Source organism: Pseudomonas sp. SYWMCR5 (assembly GCF_057197165.1).
Genome location: NZ_JBXUNH010000004.1, coordinates 198,816 through 217,636, shown reverse-complemented (window position 1 = coordinate 217,636; position 18,821 = coordinate 198,816). Strand labels below are relative to the sequence as shown.

The 18,821-nt window shown below is 64.3% G+C and carries 14 protein-coding genes and 1 pseudogene; 6 read left to right on the top strand and 9 right to left on the bottom strand.

Going from position 1 to position 18,821, the window contains the following annotated elements:
- Nucleotides 1-3: 3 nt before the first annotated feature.
- Nucleotides 4-429 (bottom strand): pilus assembly protein PilZ, encoded by a 426-nt coding sequence (locus AC2CGW_RS13585; protein ID WP_288374397.1) that lies wholly within the window; start codon nt 427-429, stop codon nt 4-6.
- Nucleotides 426-2,066 (bottom strand): bifunctional UDP-sugar hydrolase/5'-nucleotidase, encoded by a 1,641-nt coding sequence (locus tag AC2CGW_RS13580; RefSeq protein WP_484574169.1) that lies wholly within the window; start codon nt 2,064-2,066, stop codon nt 426-428. Before AC2CGW_RS13580 ends, AC2CGW_RS13585 begins: the two co-directional genes overlap by 4 nt.
- Before the next feature lie 226 nt (nt 2,067-2,292).
- Between AC2CGW_RS13580 and AC2CGW_RS13575 the strand changes: the two genes are divergently transcribed.
- On the top strand, nt 2,293-4,356 hold the full coding sequence (locus AC2CGW_RS13575) for a PhoX family protein (protein ID WP_484574168.1): 2,064 nt from the start codon (nt 2,293-2,295) through the stop codon (nt 4,354-4,356).
- Nucleotides 4,357-4,417: 61 nt separating this feature from the next.
- Here the strand turns inward: AC2CGW_RS13575 and gspK are convergent, their stop codons facing one another.
- Nucleotides 4,418-5,383 carry a type II secretion system minor pseudopilin GspK gene (gspK, locus tag AC2CGW_RS13570; protein WP_186668804.1) on the bottom strand — a complete coding sequence of 322 codons (966 nt, stop codon included), beginning with the start codon at nt 5,381-5,383 and terminating at the stop codon, nt 4,418-4,420.
- 147 nt (nt 5,384-5,530) lie between these two features.
- Between gspK and tatA the strand changes: the two genes are divergently transcribed.
- The 4 genes from tatA to AC2CGW_RS13550 all read left to right on the top strand — a co-directional run bounded on the left by tatA (nt 5,531) and on the right by AC2CGW_RS13550 (nt 8,840).
- Nucleotides 5,531-5,731, top strand: coding sequence for a twin-arginine translocase TatA/TatE family subunit (gene tatA / locus AC2CGW_RS13565; RefSeq protein WP_186668758.1), 201 nt, complete (start codon nt 5,531-5,533; stop codon nt 5,729-5,731).
- The gene (gene tatB / locus AC2CGW_RS13560; protein ID WP_186711438.1) at nt 5,731-5,994 is read left to right on the top strand and encodes a Sec-independent protein translocase protein TatB; all 264 of its coding nucleotides are present in this window, start codon (nt 5,731-5,733) and stop codon (nt 5,992-5,994) included. Before tatA ends, tatB begins: the two co-directional genes overlap by 1 nt.
- Nucleotides 5,991-6,734 (top strand): twin-arginine translocase subunit TatC, encoded by a 744-nt coding sequence (gene tatC / locus AC2CGW_RS13555; RefSeq protein WP_186668762.1) that lies wholly within the window; start codon nt 5,991-5,993, stop codon nt 6,732-6,734. Before tatB ends, tatC begins: the two co-directional genes overlap by 4 nt.
- Nucleotides 6,735-6,818: 84 nt before the next feature.
- On the top strand, nt 6,819-8,840 hold the full coding sequence (locus tag AC2CGW_RS13550) for an HET-C-related protein (protein ID WP_484574167.1): 2,022 nt from the start codon (nt 6,819-6,821) through the stop codon (nt 8,838-8,840).
- Between the two features lie 75 nt (nt 8,841-8,915).
- On the opposite strand, the gene AC2CGW_RS13545 is transcribed toward AC2CGW_RS13550, so the two are convergent.
- Entirely contained in the window at nt 8,916-9,227 is a 312-nt protein-coding gene (locus AC2CGW_RS13545) for a YqfO family protein (protein ID WP_186668766.1), read from the bottom strand.
- Between the two features lie 3 nt (nt 9,228-9,230).
- Nucleotides 9,231-13,130: a phosphoribosylformylglycinamidine synthase gene (gene purL, locus AC2CGW_RS13540; protein WP_186668768.1), complete on the bottom strand. Its 3,900-nt coding sequence runs from the start codon at nt 13,128-13,130 to the stop codon at nt 9,231-9,233.
- Between the two features lie 260 nt (nt 13,131-13,390).
- Here purL and mltF point away from each other — a divergent pair, with 260 nt between their 5' ends.
- Entirely contained in the window at nt 13,391-14,848 is a 1,458-nt protein-coding gene (gene mltF, locus AC2CGW_RS13535; protein ID WP_484574166.1) for a membrane-bound lytic murein transglycosylase MltF, read from the top strand.
- 17 nt (nt 14,849-14,865) lie between these two features.
- Here the strand turns inward: mltF and tadA are convergent, their stop codons facing one another.
- The 4 genes and pseudogenes from tadA to AC2CGW_RS13515 form a co-directional block, all read right to left on the bottom strand.
- Complete coding sequence (tadA, locus tag AC2CGW_RS13530; protein WP_186668771.1) at nt 14,866-15,351, bottom strand: tRNA adenosine(34) deaminase TadA; 486 nt, start codon at nt 15,349-15,351, stop codon at nt 14,866-14,868.
- The gene (locus AC2CGW_RS13525) at nt 15,351-16,733 is read right to left on the bottom strand and encodes a multicopper oxidase family protein (protein WP_288374389.1); all 1,383 of its coding nucleotides are present in this window, start codon (nt 16,731-16,733) and stop codon (nt 15,351-15,353) included. The genes tadA and AC2CGW_RS13525 overlap by 1 nt, the downstream gene beginning before the upstream one ends.
- Nucleotides 16,734-16,895: 162 nt before the next feature.
- A pseudogene (locus tag AC2CGW_RS13520) lies at nt 16,896-18,073 on the bottom strand (heavy metal sensor histidine kinase).
- Nucleotides 18,074-18,116: 43 nt separating this feature from the next.
- Nucleotides 18,117-18,719: an alpha/beta fold hydrolase gene (locus tag AC2CGW_RS13515; protein WP_353886857.1), complete on the bottom strand. Its 603-nt coding sequence runs from the start codon at nt 18,717-18,719 to the stop codon at nt 18,117-18,119.
- Nucleotides 18,720-18,821: the final 102 nt, after the last annotated feature.

Genomic DNA, 18,821 nt, shown 5'->3' with positions numbered 1-18,821 from the left:
TGCTCATCCTTGCCGCTTGAAGCCGGTCACGGCGGGCCGTGGCGGCCAGGGCAGGCGCTCGCGCCGCCCCTGGTTGTCGAAAATCAGGCCATCGGCATCGATGTCCTGCAGCACGATCCCTGGCGCCAGTCGCTGGCCACGGCCCAGGGTGCGGACCTGCTGGCCGAAACGCAGCACCACCACCGTGGCGGACAGCGGCTCGGCCTTGAGCCCGCCGAGGTAGTGCAGCGGCAGGCGTGTCAGGGGGATGCCACCCTCATCGGATGGCGCCTGCCAGTGGCCAGCCATCAGGCCTGGCAAGGTCGATGCCTGTTCACGCGGGACACCGAGCGGTTGCGGCTGGCGACTCAGTTGCAGGATGCACTGGGCGGCGAGCCAGCCGGCCAAGGTCAGCAGCAGCACGTTGGGCAGGCGCGACAGCCCGATCACGACGCCACCTGGCGCGGATGCCACCCCGGATGCCCTTGTACATAGCGCACCTCGGGCCATTGCAACGGCGCCAGTTGCCAGTTCGGCGCCTGGCGCGCCAGCCAGGCCTCGACCTTCTGCCACAGCGGCTCACCGGCCTGGGCGTCGAAGTGCAGGCCGAAGGTGCGACACGAGCCCTGCACCGTGGGGAGCCCGGCGACGCGCTTGCCCATTGGGCTGTAGCTGACCTGCCAGGCGTGGCCTTGCCAGCGCGGCAGGTCCTGGCTGTTGTCGAGCAGCAGCGGGTCGCCGAACAATTGCTCGGCGGCATTCTCCAGCACCTGTTCCACCTGGCGCGCAGGGGCCTCGACCACAGGCGCCGAGTAGCCGCCAGTGAGGCTGATCAGATGCTCGCGGGTGATCGCCTGGCCAGCAGGCAGTGGATGGTCGTAACGCAGCCCCGGCAGCAGCACCGGCATGCTCGAGTCGTCGGCCAGGGCCTGATGCAAGAGACGATCCCAACTGCCGCCACGGGTATCACGGCGCCACAAGGCCTGCGGCGCGCGCGCCAGCGGCTGGTCAAGCCAGGCCGCATGACCGGCGCGCTGCTGGCGCAGCGTGATGCGTAACTGGCTGGCGCGCGCTTGGGCAGTTGGCGAAAGTCGATCCTCGAAAGCGGGCACGAAACGCGCCTCGAATTGCCACTGCCCCGCGGTTTGCTGGCAACGCAGGCGATAGACACCACTGGCGCGGCACCCGGCGAACAGCACCGGCACTTGGCGCCCCGACGCTTGCGTGACAGGCACCGGTGTCGGCCATAGATCCTGGCCACGGGCACACAGCAGGACATCGATTTCGTCGATCCGCTCGGCCAGCCAAAGGCCGGGGCCAGTACCGACATCCGCCAGGGCGACCACCAGGTCGGCCTCGCGCCGGGCTTGCTGGAAACTTGGCAGCAATGATTGGTACCACTGCTTGAGCGAGGCTTTCTGATCCTGGGCGTAAGGGTCGGTCACACCGACCACCGCAATGCGCACGCCGCCGCGCTCGAACACACGCAGGGGCTCGACACCCAGGCCCTTGGCCTGTTCAACGCCAAGCCCGGCGCCGAGGGTAATCGCAGGGGACTGACGATAAAGAGCGGCGCAGCGTTGCGGCCACAGCACGCGCTCATCGCTGCTCACACGCACGTCGCTGGCCAGCATCCGACTGCCTTGCACGCCGCTATCGCCTTGGGTCAGGTAGGCCAGGCCGCTGCCGTTCCAGTTCTGGCCGTTTTCCAGGGTCAGGCAGCGCTCGGCGCCGGCCTCGTTGCGCATCTGCTCCATCAGTGCGGCCAATACGGCATAACCGCCAAGGCGCGCCTGGCTGGCCTGGCCGGCATCGAGCAATGGCGCGAGCTCGGCATGGCCGCTACTGGCATGGCTGCCGGTCATCCACGGAGCACGTCCCAGATGGCTGACCGGCCCCAGGCGCGTGGCCGGCACCACTGGCAGGCCAGGCTCGCGGGCATCGAGGGTGTCGGCGACATAGAGCAGTTCGAGCGAGGCGTCGCCGCCGCGCTGACCGGGGATCGCGGAGCAGGCGCCCAACAAAGGCGCCAAGGCCCCGACGCCCATCCAGCCAATCACTTCGCGTCTGCGCACACTGCTCGCCATCGCCCCCGCCATCCCTAACCTGAGTTCACGTTCGGCCCCGGATATTGGGGTGGCTGCGTGACAGTTTGATGGCAGAAATCCGACAGCCGATGCGGTAAAGCTCTGACAAATCTTGTTACTAATGGCGCTAGGCTTTAAAACCCCGTTAATATTTTTGCCAATCAATCATCACACTTGCCCCCTAAAGTCGCGGTTCCTCTTACTCAGCCATTACAAGGACACCCTGATGAGTCGAGAAACCGGCGATAACCTGGACCGGAACCAGAGCGGCAACCTGCCGATGGCCAGCGTGATGGATACCTACCTGAGCCGTCGTACCGTGATGCGCGGCAGCCTCGGCGCGGCCATCGCGATGATCGCAGGCACCGGCCTGACCGCCTGTTTCGACGGGGGTGGCGGCAGCTCACATCACGATGACCCGGCCACCGAGCCGCCTGTGACCGAACCACCAGCCAAGCTCAAGCTGGGCTTCCAGTCCATCGCCGGCTCGCGCACCGACGCCTGCGTCATTGCCCCCGGTTACAGCGCCTATGTGATCGCGCCGTGGGGCACGCCGCTGAACAGCAACGGTAATCCGTGGAAGTCCGACGGCAGCAACACCTCGACCGACCAGGCCAACGCGATGGGCATGAACCATGACGGCATGCACTTCTTCCCCATCAACGGCAGCTCCGACGATGGGTTGCTGGCGATCAACTTCGAATACATCGAAGCCGACGCGCTGCACCCGAACGGCCCGACCACCGATGGCACCGGCAAGCGCCCGGTCGAAGAAGTGCGCAAGGAGATCAACGCCCACGGCGCTGGCGTGGTGCGCCTGAGCAAGGTCAACGGCCGCTGGCAGGTAATGCAGAACGACCCGCTCAACCGCCGCTTCACCACTGCCTCGTTGATGGACATCGCCGGCCCTATGCGCGGCACCGATCACGTCAAGACCAAGTTCTCGCCGACCGGCACCCAGGCGCGCGGCACCAACAACAACTGCGGCAACGGCTACACGCCGTGGGGCACCTACCTGACCTGCGAGGAGAACTGGCCTGGCATCTTCGTCAACAAGGGTGTGCGCCCGGCTGATCAGGTGCGCATCGGCGTCAGTGCCAGCGGCGGCCAGTACAAGTGGGAAACCGTTGCTGGCGACGCCAGCGAGGTCAACGGCGAGTTCGCCCGCTTCAACGTGACCCCGACCGGCGCCAGCGCCACCGACGACTACCGCAACGAAGCCAGCACCTATGGCTACATCGTCGAGATCGACCCGTACAACAGCGCCACCCTTGCAGTGAAGCGCACCGCCCTTGGCCGCTTCCGCCACGAGGGCTGCTGCCCCGGCCTGCCGGTCGCGGGCAAGCCGCTGGTGTGGTACACCGGCGACGACTCGAACAACGAGTACCTGTACAAGTTCGTCTCCGACGCCGTATGGGATCCAGCCGACGCCACCCCGGCCGACCGTCTGGCTACCGGTGCCAAGTACATGGACAAGGGCAAGCTCTACGTCGCCCGCTTCAATGCCGACGGCAAGGGCGTATGGCTGCTGCTGGACGTGGCCACCCCCACCACCGCCGGGAGCACGCTGGGGGCGCTGTACGGTGATCTGCCGGGCATCATCCTCAACACCCGCGGCGCGGCTGACGCAGTCGGCGCGACGCCGATGGACCGCCCTGAGTGGACCGCCGTCAACCCGCTCAATGGCGATGTCTACCTGACGCTGACCAACAACAGCGCGCGTACTGCCGCCAAGGTGGATGCGGCCAACCCGCGCGGCCCGAACCGCCATGGCCACATCATCCGCTGGCACGACAGCGACGATCACAAGAGCTTCACCTGGGACATCTTCGTGTTCGGCGCCAACGCTGCCGGTACACCGGACATCAACCGCTCGGGCCTGACCGAACTGAACCAGTTCGCCAGCCCAGACGGGATGAGCTTCGATAGCCGTGGGGTGCTGTGGTTCGAGACCGACAACGGCGAGACCACCTTGACCAGCTACACCAATGACCAGTTGCTGGCGGTGATCCCCACCGACCTGGTCGATGCCACCGGCAAGCAGATCCCGGTCAACGCCCAGAACCAGGTGGACCTGCGGCGCTTCTTCGTCGGCCCTAACGGCTGCGAGGTGACGGGGATCAGCTTCACGCCGGACAACAAGACGCTGTTCATCAACATCCAGCACCCGGGGAACTGGCCGTATACCGACAAGGCGACAGATGTGACCCCGGCAGGGAGCCGGGTGCGACCACGGGCATCTACCGTGGTGATTCAACGTAATGATGGCGGGGAAATCGGGACCGCCTGAGCCTGGGCCGGGCAGTCAGCCTTGTGCTGGCTGCACCGGCCTCTTCGCGGGCAGGTCAGGCTTACCAGGCCATCGGTTCCCGCCCCAGCACCCGCACCTGCTGCGCCGGCACCCGCGCATGCCACTGCACCACCCCCAGCGCCTCGATCTGAAACTGACTGCGCACCGACCGCCCCTCTTCCTCGAACGAAAGCTGCAACAGGAAGAGCCCGCTGTTAAGCAACAACCCCTCGCTCAACCGGGCAAAGCTCTCGTCATCCAGAGCGCCCAGCGCCTGGCGTAAAGCTCCAGCATCGACATAACCCGAAGCCGGCCGATTACTGATGATCCGGCTGAGCAGCGATCGGGAAAAGTGCCCCTCGTAGAGCGCCTCCAGCAACGGCAGGTGCTCCAGGTTCAAGGCATTGGCATTGAGCCGCCAGCCGCTGGTCTGCGGCAATGCGCACAGCATCGGATAACGCCCCTGACGCCCGGCATCGGGCTCGAGCAGCAGGTTCAGTTCGCTCGGGTCGAGCATCGCCTGGTTGGCCGCCAGACGCGGTGGCTGCTGACGCAGGTACTGGCCGCTCTCGGCACCTTGCAGGCGCGTGTCGCTGTCAGCGTCCAGCCAATCGGCCAGGGCGTCGACCAATCGCTCGGCCGCCATGTCGTCGCCGAGCAACCGGCGCAGCTGACGCTCGGCACGCTCGGCGTCTTCGCCCAGCAAGGCATTGACGTTGAAGCAGGTGTGCTGGTCGCGCACCCGCAGGCGTGCCTTGCCTGCACCAAAGTCATACTCCAGCGCCTGGCCGCGCAGGGCCTGCCAGAACAGGGGGCTGGCGCGCCAGGCCGGATCGCGTAGGGCCTGGCTGGCATAGGCAAGGCCAGCCTGCTCCATCGCCCGCACCTGCACGCGCTGACGCAGCAAGCGCGTTTCATCGACCTGGCGACGTCCCTCCTCCACCAGCCAGGCCAGGCCCGCCGCAAGCATCGCCAGCGCCACCATCACCATCAGCAACGCTGCACCCTGTTGTCGCCCGCCACCCATTGCACCGCGCCTCTTCATCCGTGGAGGCGCCAGTCAACACGGTGCGTGTTGCAAGCACATGGCAATGTTTCCCGACAGTCACGTTGGCGTCATCTGAAGCAGGCAGGATTGGCCTTCCTTTTCATGACCTTACAGGGGTTCTCACAAATGGGCGGTATAGGCATCTGGCAACTGGTGATCGTGCTGCTGATCGTTTTCCTGCTGTTCGGCACCAAGCGCCTCAAAGGCCTGGGCAGCGATGTCGGCGAAGCGATCCAGGGTTTTCGCAAGTCGATGGGCGGTGACGACAACAGCAGCGCATCACCCAACGCACAGGTTCAACAGCAGCCAACGGATCGCCAAGGCTGATGTTCGAGATCGGTTTCAGCGAACTGCTGCTGGTTGGCGTCGTCGCTCTGCTGGTCCTGGGGCCCGAACGCCTGCCGGTGGCGATGCGCACCGTCGGGCGCGGCCTTGGGCAGGCGCGGCAGGCCATGAACATGCTGCGCGCCCAGGTCGAGCGGGAAATCGACATGCCAGCCCTGGACGATGCGGCGCTGCGCAAACTGGAGCAGGATATCCGCCAGGGTGTCAGCCTCGATGAAGCCCCCGCCAGGGAAGGTAGATCATGAGCTTCGCTATCCACGGAAGGTCGGCAATGCCGCTGACCGAACACCTGCGTGACGTACGCAAGCGCCTGGTGCGTTGCCTGCTGGCCATCGCCCTGGCGTTCGCCGGGTTGTTCCCCTTCGCCCAGACCCTCTACACCCTGGTCTCCGAACCGCTGCGCCGCTTCCTGCCCGAAGGCGCGAGCATGATCGCGACCAGCGTCACCTCGCCGTTTCTCACGCCCTTCAAGCTGACGGCCATGTGCGCGCTGTTCATCAGCATGCCAGTGCTGCTGCATCAGGCTTGGGGCTTCATCGCGCCGGGGCTGTATCGGCGGGAGAAACGCATCGCCCTGCCGCTGCTGGTGTCGAGCATCCTGCTGTTCTACGGCGGCATGGCATTCGCGTTCTTCCTGGTGTTTCCGATGATGTTCGGTTTCTTCGCCAGCGTGACGCCCGAAGGCGTGGCAATGATGACCGACATCAGCCAGTACCTGGACTTCATCCTCGCGCTTTTCCTGGCGTTCGGCCTGGCATTCGAGATTCCGGTGGCGACCTTCATCGTGGTCTGGGCAGGCATGACCGATGTTGCCAGCTTGCGCCGTAGCCGGCCCTACGTGATCGTCGGCTGTTTCGTGGCCGGTATGATCCTCACGCCTCCTGACGTGTTCTCCCAGACCATGCTCGCCATCCCGATGTGGTTGCTGTTCGAGATCGGCCTGCTGGCCTGCGGGGCCCTTCAAAACCGCACCCGCCTTTCGTAGCGCCTACAGCGGGAGGCGTTGCCTGCTCCCTCTCGCACCATGCGGCTCACATGCTGGGGCTCCGTCAGTTGATGAGTCCCCAGCATGATCCCACTAAGCCTGCACACCCGCTTCGCTCTTGATCGACTCACCGAAATCAGCCGGCCGCTCTCAGCACAGGCCTTTCGCGAAATGCTCATCCCTGTGTTCGGTGACGACCTGCCAGACAGTTGCTACCAGCAGCTGCAGGACGCACTGCGCGACGGCACGTTGAGCAACCCTGTACACCAGGTGAACCCACAGGTGGCGGGCAAAGCCTGCTACGACAATGCCACGCGTATCATCCACCTGCACCCCGAGGTGATCGCTGGCGCGCTGCTGCAGCCACAGGCAGCCTGTGAACTGGCGACCATCCTGCTGCACGAGTTCGGTCATCACCTGGACAACCTTCTGCGCCAAGACTTCGCGAAAGGCCTGGACGATGGCTTAGCCTCGGTGGCCGAGGATGCAGAACTCGAGGAAGGTGCGCGCTTCGCCTACCTGATCGGCTGCATGGAGTCAGGCCCGAGCGGTGATCTGCCGATCGCCCAGCTGACCGAAGCAGGCCGAACCATCACCCTGCGAGCCGATGACCAGGCCATGCGTCTGTTCATCCGCCAGAGCCAGGATGAACATGCGCAACGCGCCAACACCAATGAAGGCAGCACCGAGGGCTTTTCTGCGGGCAAGGGCGACAAGAAAAACCCTGAAATGTCCTGGGGGCATGAGTCGATCGAGGAAGACCTCAAGTACGCCGGGTTCAATGAGCAACAACGCAAGGCGATCTATTTCGGCAACTGGTTGCGCGACTACTCGCAGTTGCTCGATCCCAAGCTGGTCCGCGCCGAGGACGCGCCCAAAGAGTTCCCGCGCAAGCTCTCCCGGAAAGTCCTGACCCAACTCGTAGACCTGCTGGCGCTCAAGGCATTCCCCAGCCTGCAATCCACGCCGCAAGAGCGCGCGCACTACGTGATCACACCGCAGATGCTCGGGGTGTATCGTCCTACCGAGCACATCGACAATCCCTACAACCCCAGCCCGTCAGTGACTGATCCGCGCACCATCGATGCAGACTTCGAGCCGCCTGTGGCACAGGACGATCCGCGGTTGCAGGTCGATCCGGATACGTCCATGAAGCGCCACATCTTCAGTTCGGTCGATTACATGTGCCAACGACTACGCGAGGCAATGGCGGCCGGCCCGACCCCTGAGGGCATGCGCAAATTCGGTGCAGCACTGCACGTGCTGGAAGATTACTTCGCCCACTCCAACTACGCCGAATTGAGCCTGCACAAGCAGGGTCACGACACTGTACTGACCTGGACCGCACAAGCCGACTGCAAGCACGGCTGGCCCATTGTCACTGGCATGTTCGCCGGTAGCGATGTGATAGCCAGCCTGGCCGAGCCGATGGCCAAAGTACTCTTCGCGCCCTCCGGCGACTTCGAGAACATCACGCCAGGGCAACGCTCGGACACTGAACTGGCGCTGCTGATCCTGCTTCAGGATCACCCCGATCCGCAGTGGCAGGAACACCTGAACAGTGCACTGGAAATTCGCGATACATTGGCGGACCTTCCCGGGTTCAATGTGGCGAGGCGCGTTTCCTGGATCACGGGCTCACCGCTGCGCCTTGCAACCGACCTGCCCAAGATCGGCTATCGCGCCATCCTCAACCTGATCGGCAACTCGGTCGACGATATCCAGACGTACAGGATGGGCAATCCCATGCTCACCGGTTCGACCAATCCGACCCACTCCCAGCTTGCCAAGGACCATGACGTGCATCCGCTGCATACCTTGGCCACTCTGATGGCCCGGGTTGCGGTGCGCGATGTCGGCTTCGCCATGTACAAATACTGGCAGGGCGGCCGGTTGCGCGATCCGGTCAAGGTAGCGCGCAGCTACTTTACCCACCCCAATGACAGCGAATGGCAGGACGAACTGGTCAGCAAATGGGCTAGCGAGCATCCCAAGGAAATCCAGAAATCCAGCAACCCAGCCGTCTTCGAAGAGCTCCATCACCATCATGAGGCGCCAGCGGTGGATGAAAGCGCCTGGGAACGTCTGAAAGGGCTGTTCAGTTAAAACCTGTAGAAACGACAAGCCCCGGCAGGAGACTGCCGGGGCTTGTCGGTTTGCAGCAGCGAAACTTCAGCGCATTCAGACGTCGAGCAAAGGCCAGACCTCATACGCCGGCGTTTCATAAGGATGGCTCTGCTTCAATGCAGCAACCACCTGACGAACCCGCTCATCGGCCACCACCAGCTCCACCTTCCACTCCTCCACCACCTCGACCTGGCCCACCTGCCCGAGGAATGGCTGGCTGCCATCCAACGGGCGGAACTGACCCTGGCCAAGTGTCTGCCAGGCACAGTGATCGTAGTCACCGATACGTCCGCCTCCAGCAGCGAACACGGCGGCCTTGACCACTTCGACATGGCTGGCGGGGACGAAGAAGGCGAGCTTGTGCACCGCTTAGTTCACCCACACCCGCGCGTTGCGGAACATGCGCATCAGCGCGGCGTCTTCCTGCCAGTCATCCGGACGCCAGGAGTTCTGCACGGCGCGGAACACACGCTCAGGGTGCGGCATCATGATGGTGACGCGACCGTCGCGGCTGGTGAGGCCGGTGATGCCCCGTGGCGAACCGTTCGGGTTGGCCGGGTACTGCTCGGTGACCTTGCCGTGGTTGTCGACGAAACGCAGGGCCACGCAACCGGACAGGTCGGCTTCCAGCAGCGCCTCTTCGCTGGCGAACTCGGCATGGCCTTCACCGTGGGCGATGGCGATCGGCATGCGCGAACCGGCCATGCCCTGCAGGAAGATCGAGTTGGACTTCTGCACCTCGACCATGGCTACACGCGCTTCGAACTGCTCCGAGCGGTTGCGCACGAAGTGCGGCCAGTACTCGGTGCCCGGGATCAGTTCGTGCAGGTTGGACATCATCTGGCAACCGTTGCACACGCCCAGGGCGAAGCTGTCGGTACGCTCGAAGAAGGCCTGGAAGGCATCGCGGGCACGGCTGTTGAACAGCGCCGACTTGGCCCAGCCTTCACCGGCACCCAGTACGTCGCCGTAGGAGAAGCCACCGCAGGCGACCAGGCCCTTGAAGGCTTCGAAGTCGACACGACCGGCGAGGATGTCGCTCATGTGCACGTCGATGGCGGCAAAGCCTGCACGGTCGAAGGCCGCAGCCATCTCGACCTGGCCGTTGACGCCCTGCTCACGCAGGATCGCCACTTGCGGCCGCACACCCTTCTTGATGTAAGGCGCGGCAACGTCGTCGTTGACGTCGTAGCCGAGCTTGACCGACAGGCCTGGATTGTCCTCTTCGAGCAGGACATCGAACTCCTGGTCGGCGCAGTCGGCGTTGTCGCGCAGGCGCTGGATCTGGTAGCTGGTCTCGGCCCACTGGCGCTGCAGCATGCGGCGGTCATCGTCGAACAGCACTTCGCCGTTCAGGCTGATGGACACCTCACCGTTGTTGACCGGCTTGCCGATCACCGCGACGCACTCCTCGCCCAGGCCGGCGGCGCTGAACTGGGCCAATACGTCCGGAGTGGCGTCCTGGCGAACCTGGATGACCGCGCCCAGCTCTTCGTTGAAGAGGATGGCCGGCACGTCGCCCTTGCTGTCGGTCAGCGGATCGAGTTGCAGGTCGAGGCCGCAATGACCGGCGAAGGCCATTTCCAGCACGGTGGTGACCAGGCCGCCGTCGGAACGGTCGTGGTAGGCCAGCAGGTGACCGTCGGCGTTCAGGCCCTGGATCACGGCGAAGAACGCCTTGAGGTCTTCGGCGTCGTCGACGTCCGGTGCCTGGGCGGCGATCTTGCCGTAGGTCTGGGCCAGGATCGAGGCGCCCATGCGGTTCTTGCCGCGGCCCAGGTCGATCAGGATCAGGTCGGTTTCACCCTTGTCCATGCGCAGTTGCGGGGTGAGGGTCTTGCGGATGTCAGTGACCGGGGCGAAGCCTGTGATGATCAGCGACATCGGCGAGGTGACGCTCTTCTCGACGCCCTCTTCGCTCCACTTGGTCTTCATCGACATCGAGTCTTTGCCGACCGGAATGGTGATGCCCAGCTCGGGGCACAGCTCCATGCCGACAGCCTTGACGGTGTCGTACAGGCGCGCGTCTTCACCCGGGTGGCCGGCAGCGGACATCCAGTTGGCCGACAGCTTGATGTCGGACAGCTTGTCGATGCGCGAGGCGGCCAGGTTGGTGATGGTTTCGCCGATGGCCATGCGCCCGGACGCCGGGGCATCCAGCAGTGCCAGCGGTGTACGCTCGCCCATGGCCATGGCTTCGCCAGTGTAGACGTCGAAGCTGGTGGCGGTGACGGCGCAGTCGGCCACCGGCACCTGCCACGGGCCGACCATCTGGTCGCGGGCGACCAGGCCGGTGATGGTGCGGTCGCCGATGGTGATCAGGAAGCTCTTGCTGGCCACGGCCGGGTGGCTCAGCACGCGCTGCACAGCCTGGTCGAGGTCCAGCTCGCTCGGGTCGAAATCATCGCCCAGCTCGGCTTCGCGGGTAACCGAACGATGCATGCGCGGCGGCTTGCCCAGCAGCACGTCGAGCGGCATGTCGACCGGCGTGTTTTTGAAGTGGCTGTCGGTGACAGTCAAATGCTGTTCTTCGGTGGCCTCGCCGACCACCGCGAACGGGCAGCGCTCACGCTCGCAGATGGCCTTGAAGCGCTCGAAATCGACGGCGCTGACGGCCAGCACGTAACGCTCCTGCGATTCGTTGCTCCAGATTTCGTGCGGGGCCATGCCCGGCTCGTCGTTGGGCACGTTGCGCAGCTCGAAGCGGCCACCGCGGCCACCGTCGTTGACCAGCTCCGGGAAGGCGTTGGAGATGCCGCCGGCACCGACGTCGTGGATAAAGGCGATCGGGTTGGCGTCGCCCAACTGCCAGCAGCGGTCGATGACTTCCTGGCAGCGGCGCTCCATTTCCGGGTTTTCGCGCTGTACCGAGGCGAAGTCCAGGTCAGCCGAGCTTGCACCGGTGGCCACCGACGAGGCAGCGCCGCCGCCCAGGCCGATCAGCATTGCCGGGCCACCGAGCACGATCAGCTTGGCGCCAACGGTGATCTCGCCCTTCTGCACGTGGTCTTCGCGGATGTTGCCCATGCCGCCTGCGAGCATGATCGGCTTGTGGTAGCCGCGTACTTCTTCACCGTGCGGGGTGTTGATGGACTGCTCGAAGGTGCGGAAGTAACCGGTCAGGGCCGGACGACCGAATTCGTTGTTGAACGCAGCGCCGCCCAGCGGGCCTTCGATCATGATGTCGAGGGCGTCGACGATACGCTCCGGCTTGCCGTAGGCCTGCTCCCATGGCTGCTCGAAGCCCGGGATGCGCAGGTTGGAGACGGTAAAGCCGGTGAGGCCGGCCTTGGGCTTGGCGCCCCGGCCGGTGGCGCCTTCGTCGCGAATCTCGCCGCCGGAGCCGGTGGAGGCGCCGGAGAACGGGGCGATGGCGGTCGGGTGGTTGTGCGTCTCGACCTTCATCAGGATGTGCACCGGCTCCTGCACCGCACCGTACTGGCGGGTTTCAGGGTTCGGGAAGAAGCGGCCGGCGACGTTGCCGACGATCACCGAGGCATTGTCCTTGTACGCAGACAGCACACCTTCGTTGTGCATCTGGTAGGTGTTCTTGATCATGCCGAACAGGCTCTTTTCCTGAGCCTGGCCGTCGATGTCCCAACTGGCGTTGAAGATCTTGTGGCGGCAGTGCTCGGAGTTGGCCTGGGCGAACATCATCAGCTCGATGTCGTTCGGGTTGCGCTTGAGCCCCTGGAAAGCGTTGACCAGGTAGTCGATCTCGTCTTCGGCCAGGGCCAGGCCCAGGTCGACGTTGGCCTGGGCCAGGGCGGCGCGGCCACCTGCGAGAATGTCGACCGAGGTCATCGGCTTGGGCTGGGCGTGGCTGAACAGGTCAGCGGCCTGTTCCAGTTGCGTCAGCACGCGCTGGGTCATGCGATCGTGCAGTTCGGCCGCGACCTGCGCGGCGTCGGCGTCGCTGAGCGAGCCGGCAACGTAGTAGGCGATGCCGCGCTCCAGGCGCTGGATCGACTGCAGGCCGCAGTTGTGGGCGATGTCGCTGGCCTTGGAAGCCCAGGGCGAAATGGTGCCCAGACGCGGCACGACCAGGAACAGGCGGCCGCTCGGCTCCTGTACCGGCACGCTCGGGCCGTACTTGAGCAGACGCCCCAGCACCTGCTGCTGGTCGGCGGTCAGCTCGCCGTCGACGTCGGCGAAGTGGGCAAATTCGGCATACAAACCAGTAACAGCGGGGACTTTCTGGCTCAGTTGCTCGAGTAATTTACCGTGGCGAAAGGCAGAAAGGGCAGGAGCGCCGCGCAGGATCAACATCGTCGGGACAGCCTCAGGAAGGGGTGTGCTTAGAGGCCGTGCATTCTAGCCTAATTCGACGGCTTTCGGCACCCGCCAGAGGGCAATGCTGCCGGGCGGCGGAACCGGACCTGGGGGTCAGAATTCTACGGCCTGGCCGGAGGGGTTTTCGCCTGAGCGATCCCCTGAAGGCAAGCACCCGCAAACACATGACCCGCTACCAGACAAGCTAACGGTTGTCGAGATATGGCGCGGGCGGTCCTTTGCGTATACTGCAACCTATGTTCGCCCACACTGCTTTGCGCCAGCGCTGCGCCAGATGGCTCTTCGCAACCGGACTCTTGCTGATGCTCGGTGCCTGTGTTGAAAAACCCAGCACCCTCGAGCGCGTGAAGGAGGACGGCGTGCTGCGCGTCATAACCCGCAACAGCCCGGCCACCTACTTCCAGGACCGCAACGGCGAAACCGGTTTCGAGTACGAGCTGGTCAAGCGTTTCGCCGACGATCTCGGCGTCAAGCTGGAGATCGAGACCGCCGACAACCTCGACGATCTCTTCGACCAGTTGGGCAAGCCTTCCGGCCCGGTGCTGGCCGCCGCCGGCCTGGTCAGCAGTGAGCAACGCACCACCCAGGCGAAGTTTTCCCACCCGTATCTCGAAGTCACCCCCCAGGTCATCTACCGCAACGGCCGCTCCCGCCCCACCGAACCCAAGGACTTGATCGGCAAGAAGATCATGGTGCTCAAGGGCAGCAGCCACGCCGAACAGCTGGCCGAACTGAAGAAACAGTATCCGACGCTTGAATACGAAGAGTCCGACGCCGTGGAGGTGGTCGACCTGCTGCGCATGGTCGACGAAGGCCAGATCGACCTGACACTGGTCGACTCCAACGAGCTGGCGATGAACCAGGTGTACTTCTCCAACGTGCGCGTGGCCTTCGACCTGGGTGATGCCCGCGACCAGCGCTGGGCCGTGGCGGCCGGCGAAGACAACAGCCTGCTCAACGAGATCAACGAGTTTCTCGACAAGGCGCAGAAGAACGGCACGCTTCAGCGTCTGAAAGACCGTTATTACGGCCATGTGGACGTGCTTGGCTACGTCGGTGCCTACACCTTCGCCCAGCACCTGCAGCAGCGCCTGCCCAAGTATGAAAAGCACTTCAAGAGCTACGCCAAGGTCGAGCAGGTCGACTGGCGGCTGCTGGCGGCGATCGGTTACCAGGAATCGATGTGGCAGCCCGAGGTGACCTCCAAGACCGGCGTACGCGGCCTGATGATGCTGACCCAGCGCACCGCCCAGGCCATGGGCGTGTCCAACCGGCTGGACCCGAAGCAGAGCATCATGGGTGGGGCGAAATACTTCATGCTCATCAAGGAGCAACTGGACAACAGCATTCAGGAGCCGGACCGCACCTGGTTCGCCCTGGCCGCCTACAACGTCGGCAGCGGCCACCTCGAGGACGCCCGCACACTCGCCAAGCGTGAAGGCCTGAACCCGAACAAGTGGCTGGACGTGAAGAAGATGCTGCCGCGCCTGTCGCAAAAGCAGTGGTACAGCAAGACCAAGTATGGCTACGCCCGCGGCGGCGAGCCGGTGCACTTCGTGGCCAACATCCGTCGCTACTACGACATCCTCACCTGGGTGACCCAGCCGCAGCTCGAAGGCCAGGTGGCCGAGGGCAACCTGCATGTGCCGGGGGTCAACAAGGACAAGCCGGCGGAACAATCACCGCCGATGTAAGCCCGCGAAAAGGCCGGTCAAGGTTTAACCTTGGCCCGTCGGGCCTTGAAGAACTCGGTCAGTATTGCCCCGCACTCCTCAGCCAGTACCCCGCCTTCGACCATCACCCGGTGGTTGAGAAAGCCCTGCCCGAAGAACTGCCCCTGGCTCTGCACCACCCCGGCCTTGGGTTCCAGCGCCCCATACACCACCCGCTCGATTCGCGAATGGACGATCAGCCCCGCACACATGCTGCAGGGTTCAAGGGTCACATACAGGGTGCTGCCCGGCAGCCGGTAGTTGCTGACAGCCTTGGCCGCATCGCGGATGGCGACCATTTCGGCGTGGGCGCTGGGGTCACTGTCGGTGATGGGCCGGTTGAAACCTCGGCCAATCACCTGCCCCTGCTGCACCAGCACCGCACCTACCGGCACCTCGCCCAGCAAGGCGCCTTCAGCCGCCAGTTCCAGGGCCAACTGCATGAATGCCTGATCGCCGCTGCGATCGATGATCCGCGGACGCATCAGACCACCGCGATCGCGGCCATCAGGCCGGTTTCCATGTGGTCGATCACATGGCAGTGGAACATCCAGGTGCCCGGGTTATCCGCCACCAGCGCCACCTGGGCACGTTCGTTCTTGCCCAGCAGGTAGGTGTCGGTGAACCAGGGCTCGGTGATCTTGCGGCGATTGGAGGCGATCACCTTGAAACTCATACCGTGAAGATGGATAGGGTGCTGGTACTGGGTCATGTTCTTCAGCTCGAAGATATAGCTGTTGCCCTTTTTCAACGTGGCGATCGGCCGGTCGGCGCAGGTCTTGTCGGTGATGTCCCAGGCCTGGCCGTTGATCTGCCACAGACTCGGTGGCTTGCCATTGTCGGTGTTCACCGAAACCTTGCCCGCCCACTCGAAATTGAAGTTCAGCTTCTCGGCGTTCTCCAGGTCCGGCTCGGCGATCGGGTTCGGCGGCAACGCCTTGGGCCAGTCGCCCGGCGCCTCGCTGCTGGCGACCGAACGCAATGTGCCCAGGCGCACGAAACCGTCGCGCAGGGAAATCTCCTCGCCGGCCTCGGGAATTCGGATGGCCAGGCAGATGCGCATGCCGGGGCCCAGCCAGTACTCGTCCTCGAGCGGCCTCGGGGTCACTGGGTTGCCATCGAGCGCATAGACCATCGCCTCGTAGTTGCCCTTGAGGTTGATGCGGTAGGTCCAGGTGTTGTCCAGGTTGAGCAGCCGCACGCGCACCACTTGGCCCGCAGGCAACTCGGTGACTGCCTCGGCCTTGCCGTTGATGGTGATCAAGCGGCCAGCCGTGCCATTGCGCGCCGCTTCGCGAGGCACACTGAATGGCATGAATTCGCCCTGTTCGTCCACGTGCCAGGTCTTCAGGCTCAGGGTGCGTTCATGCCGGAAACCCGTCGGCTCGCGCTCCTCGACGATCAGCGGCCCGACCAGGCCGCGCCCCAGCTCTTCGGAGCTGCTGACATGCGGGTGATACCAGTAGCTGCCGGCATCCGGCACACGGAACTTGTAGTCGAAGAACTCGCCCGGCTTGACCGGCAGTTGCGACACATAAGGTACGCCGTCCATTTCCAGCGGCAGGCGGATGCCGTGCCAATGGATGGTGGTTTCCACCGGCAGGTGATTGATGAAGCGTACCCGCAACCAGGTGCCCTGGCGCACCCGCAACTCGGTGCCCGGTGCCGACGGCCCGAAAGCCCAGGCTTCGGTCTTGAATCCGGGGACCAGCTCGACATCCAGGGGCGCCGCGATCAGCTCGTAGTCGTGCCCGGCATTGTCGTCCTCGACCTTGCCCAGCCAGTAGCGAGCCGCGCCTCCGGCGCCCAGGCCAACCACGACGAGGCCGGTGAGGCCCTTGAGCATTTGTCGACGGGTAAAGGACATACGTGCAGGCACCTCGTTTTGCGCAATCAAGCTGCCAGCACCGCTGGCAATGAAGGGCGAATACGATACACCTGCAATTGAGAAAGATTAAGTGAACTGTTGTCGCGCTGCTGCACCAGGCCCGCTTCAGCGGTATCGAGATGGTCTATTGCGCGCTGTCCTTCAAGGGCTGGGTGGCCTATCGTGGCTGACACGCGGGAACGCGAGGGTGAAACAGGTCGAACCCTCGCTGCTTTCGGCCCAGCAGTGCCCCTGGTGCAATTGCATGATCGACCGCACGATCGACAGGCCCAGCCCACTGGACTGTGACGAATGCTGACGCGAGGCATCGACCCTGTAGAAACGTTCGAACACGCTTTCAAGGTGCTCAGGCGCAATTGCCTGCCCACGGTTACGCACCTGGATCAACACCTCATCGCCCTGCTCACCGGCGGTCACCTCGATGACACTGCCCTGCTCGGCAAAGCGCACCGCATTGGCCAGCAGGTTGGCCAGTGCCCGGCGCAGCAACGCGGCGTCGGCCCAGACCGTGCCTTCGCCATGCCATACCAGCCGCACGTCGCGCTCGCAGGCGAGGTCTTCGAAGTAATCGCACAGACGCCCCAACTCCTGGGCCAATTCCAGCCCGGTGCGATCGATGGGGTGGTCGGCATGTTCGGCGCGGGCCAGGAACAGCATGTTGTCGATCATTCGTGACAGCCGTTGCAACTCTTCGAAGTGCGAGCCCAGCAGGTGCTGGTAGTAATGCGGTTCACGCACCTGACCAAGGCCGACCTCAGTCTGGCCCAGCAGGTTGTTGATGGGTGTACGCAGGTCGTGGGCCATGTCGGCACTGACCTGCTTGAGCTGCTCGAAACCGCGTTCGAGCCGCGCGAGCATGGCATTGAACTGCTCGATCAGGGCATCCAGCTCGGCGGGTGCATCGTCGCGCTGCAGCCGCTGCGACAAGGTGCCGACGCCAATGGTTGCCGTCTGGCGCGCCAACCGGCGCAGTGGCGACATGCCGCGGCGGGCAGAGGCGTGACCTGCGGCACTTCGCGGCGCCCTGGGTTGACCTCCAGCAGTGGCGCCCCGGCGACCGACCGGATAACCAGCAAGGATTCGGTATTGCCCAGCATGTTGGCAAACAGCTGCGGCTTGTCACGCACCAGTTCTCGGGCATCCATGTCACGCAGCAAGGTACGGATCTGCTCGACGCGGGTCAGCAGCGCGCCGTCGTCACGCAGCGCCAGTTGTTGCCCGAGTGCGACATACAGTGCGCCGCCCAGCAGAGCCAGGGCGACGAAGGAAAAGGTTGCCAGCAATACCGCCAGGCGCACGGTCAGCGACAGGCGCCTCATGCCTCGAGCTCGCAGCGATAGCCAACGCCGTGCACGGTATGGATCAGGCGCACCGCAAAGGGTTCGTCGACTTTTTGAACTCCTTGCTGGTCAGGTCGATGCGAATGCCTGCGCGTTCGCAGCGGTGCTTGCCGAGATCCAGGCGCAGGTCGCCGGCGAAGTCGTTGACGAAGGCATTTTCGCTGAGCATGCCGTAACCGTCCGCCGACCACTGCAGGCCAGCCCCAGCCGGCGCTGCCGGGAAGCGCTTGGTCAATGCAGGGTAGTCTTCGCCCGCTTCCGGGGCACGGGCGGCGATGTAGACCAGGCCTTTGACCTTTTCGGCATCACCGGCCTGGCTGATGACCATGCCCCCGTAGGAGTGACCGACCAGGATCACCGGGCCGTCCTGCTGGGCGAGCGCCCGATTGACGGCCGCGACGTCGTCGTCGAGCGAGGTGGTCGGGTTCTGGACTGCGGTCACGTGCAGGCCTTTGGCTTGCAGCAACGGAATCACCTTGGACCAGCTGGACGCATCGGCGAACAGGCCGTGAACCAGCACGATGTTCTTCACTTCCTGCGGCGCGGTATCGGCGGCCCAGGTAGAGGTGGCGCCGAAAGCAGCGCCGGCGAGTGACAGGGCAAGGACGAGCGAGCGGAGTTTCATGGGTGTTCCTCTGGGTGCGTACGGGAGTGAGCTCACTGTACGAAGCCAGGGGAAACCGGGGCATGACCCGGTCATTACAAAAGAATGACGGAGCTGGGCGTG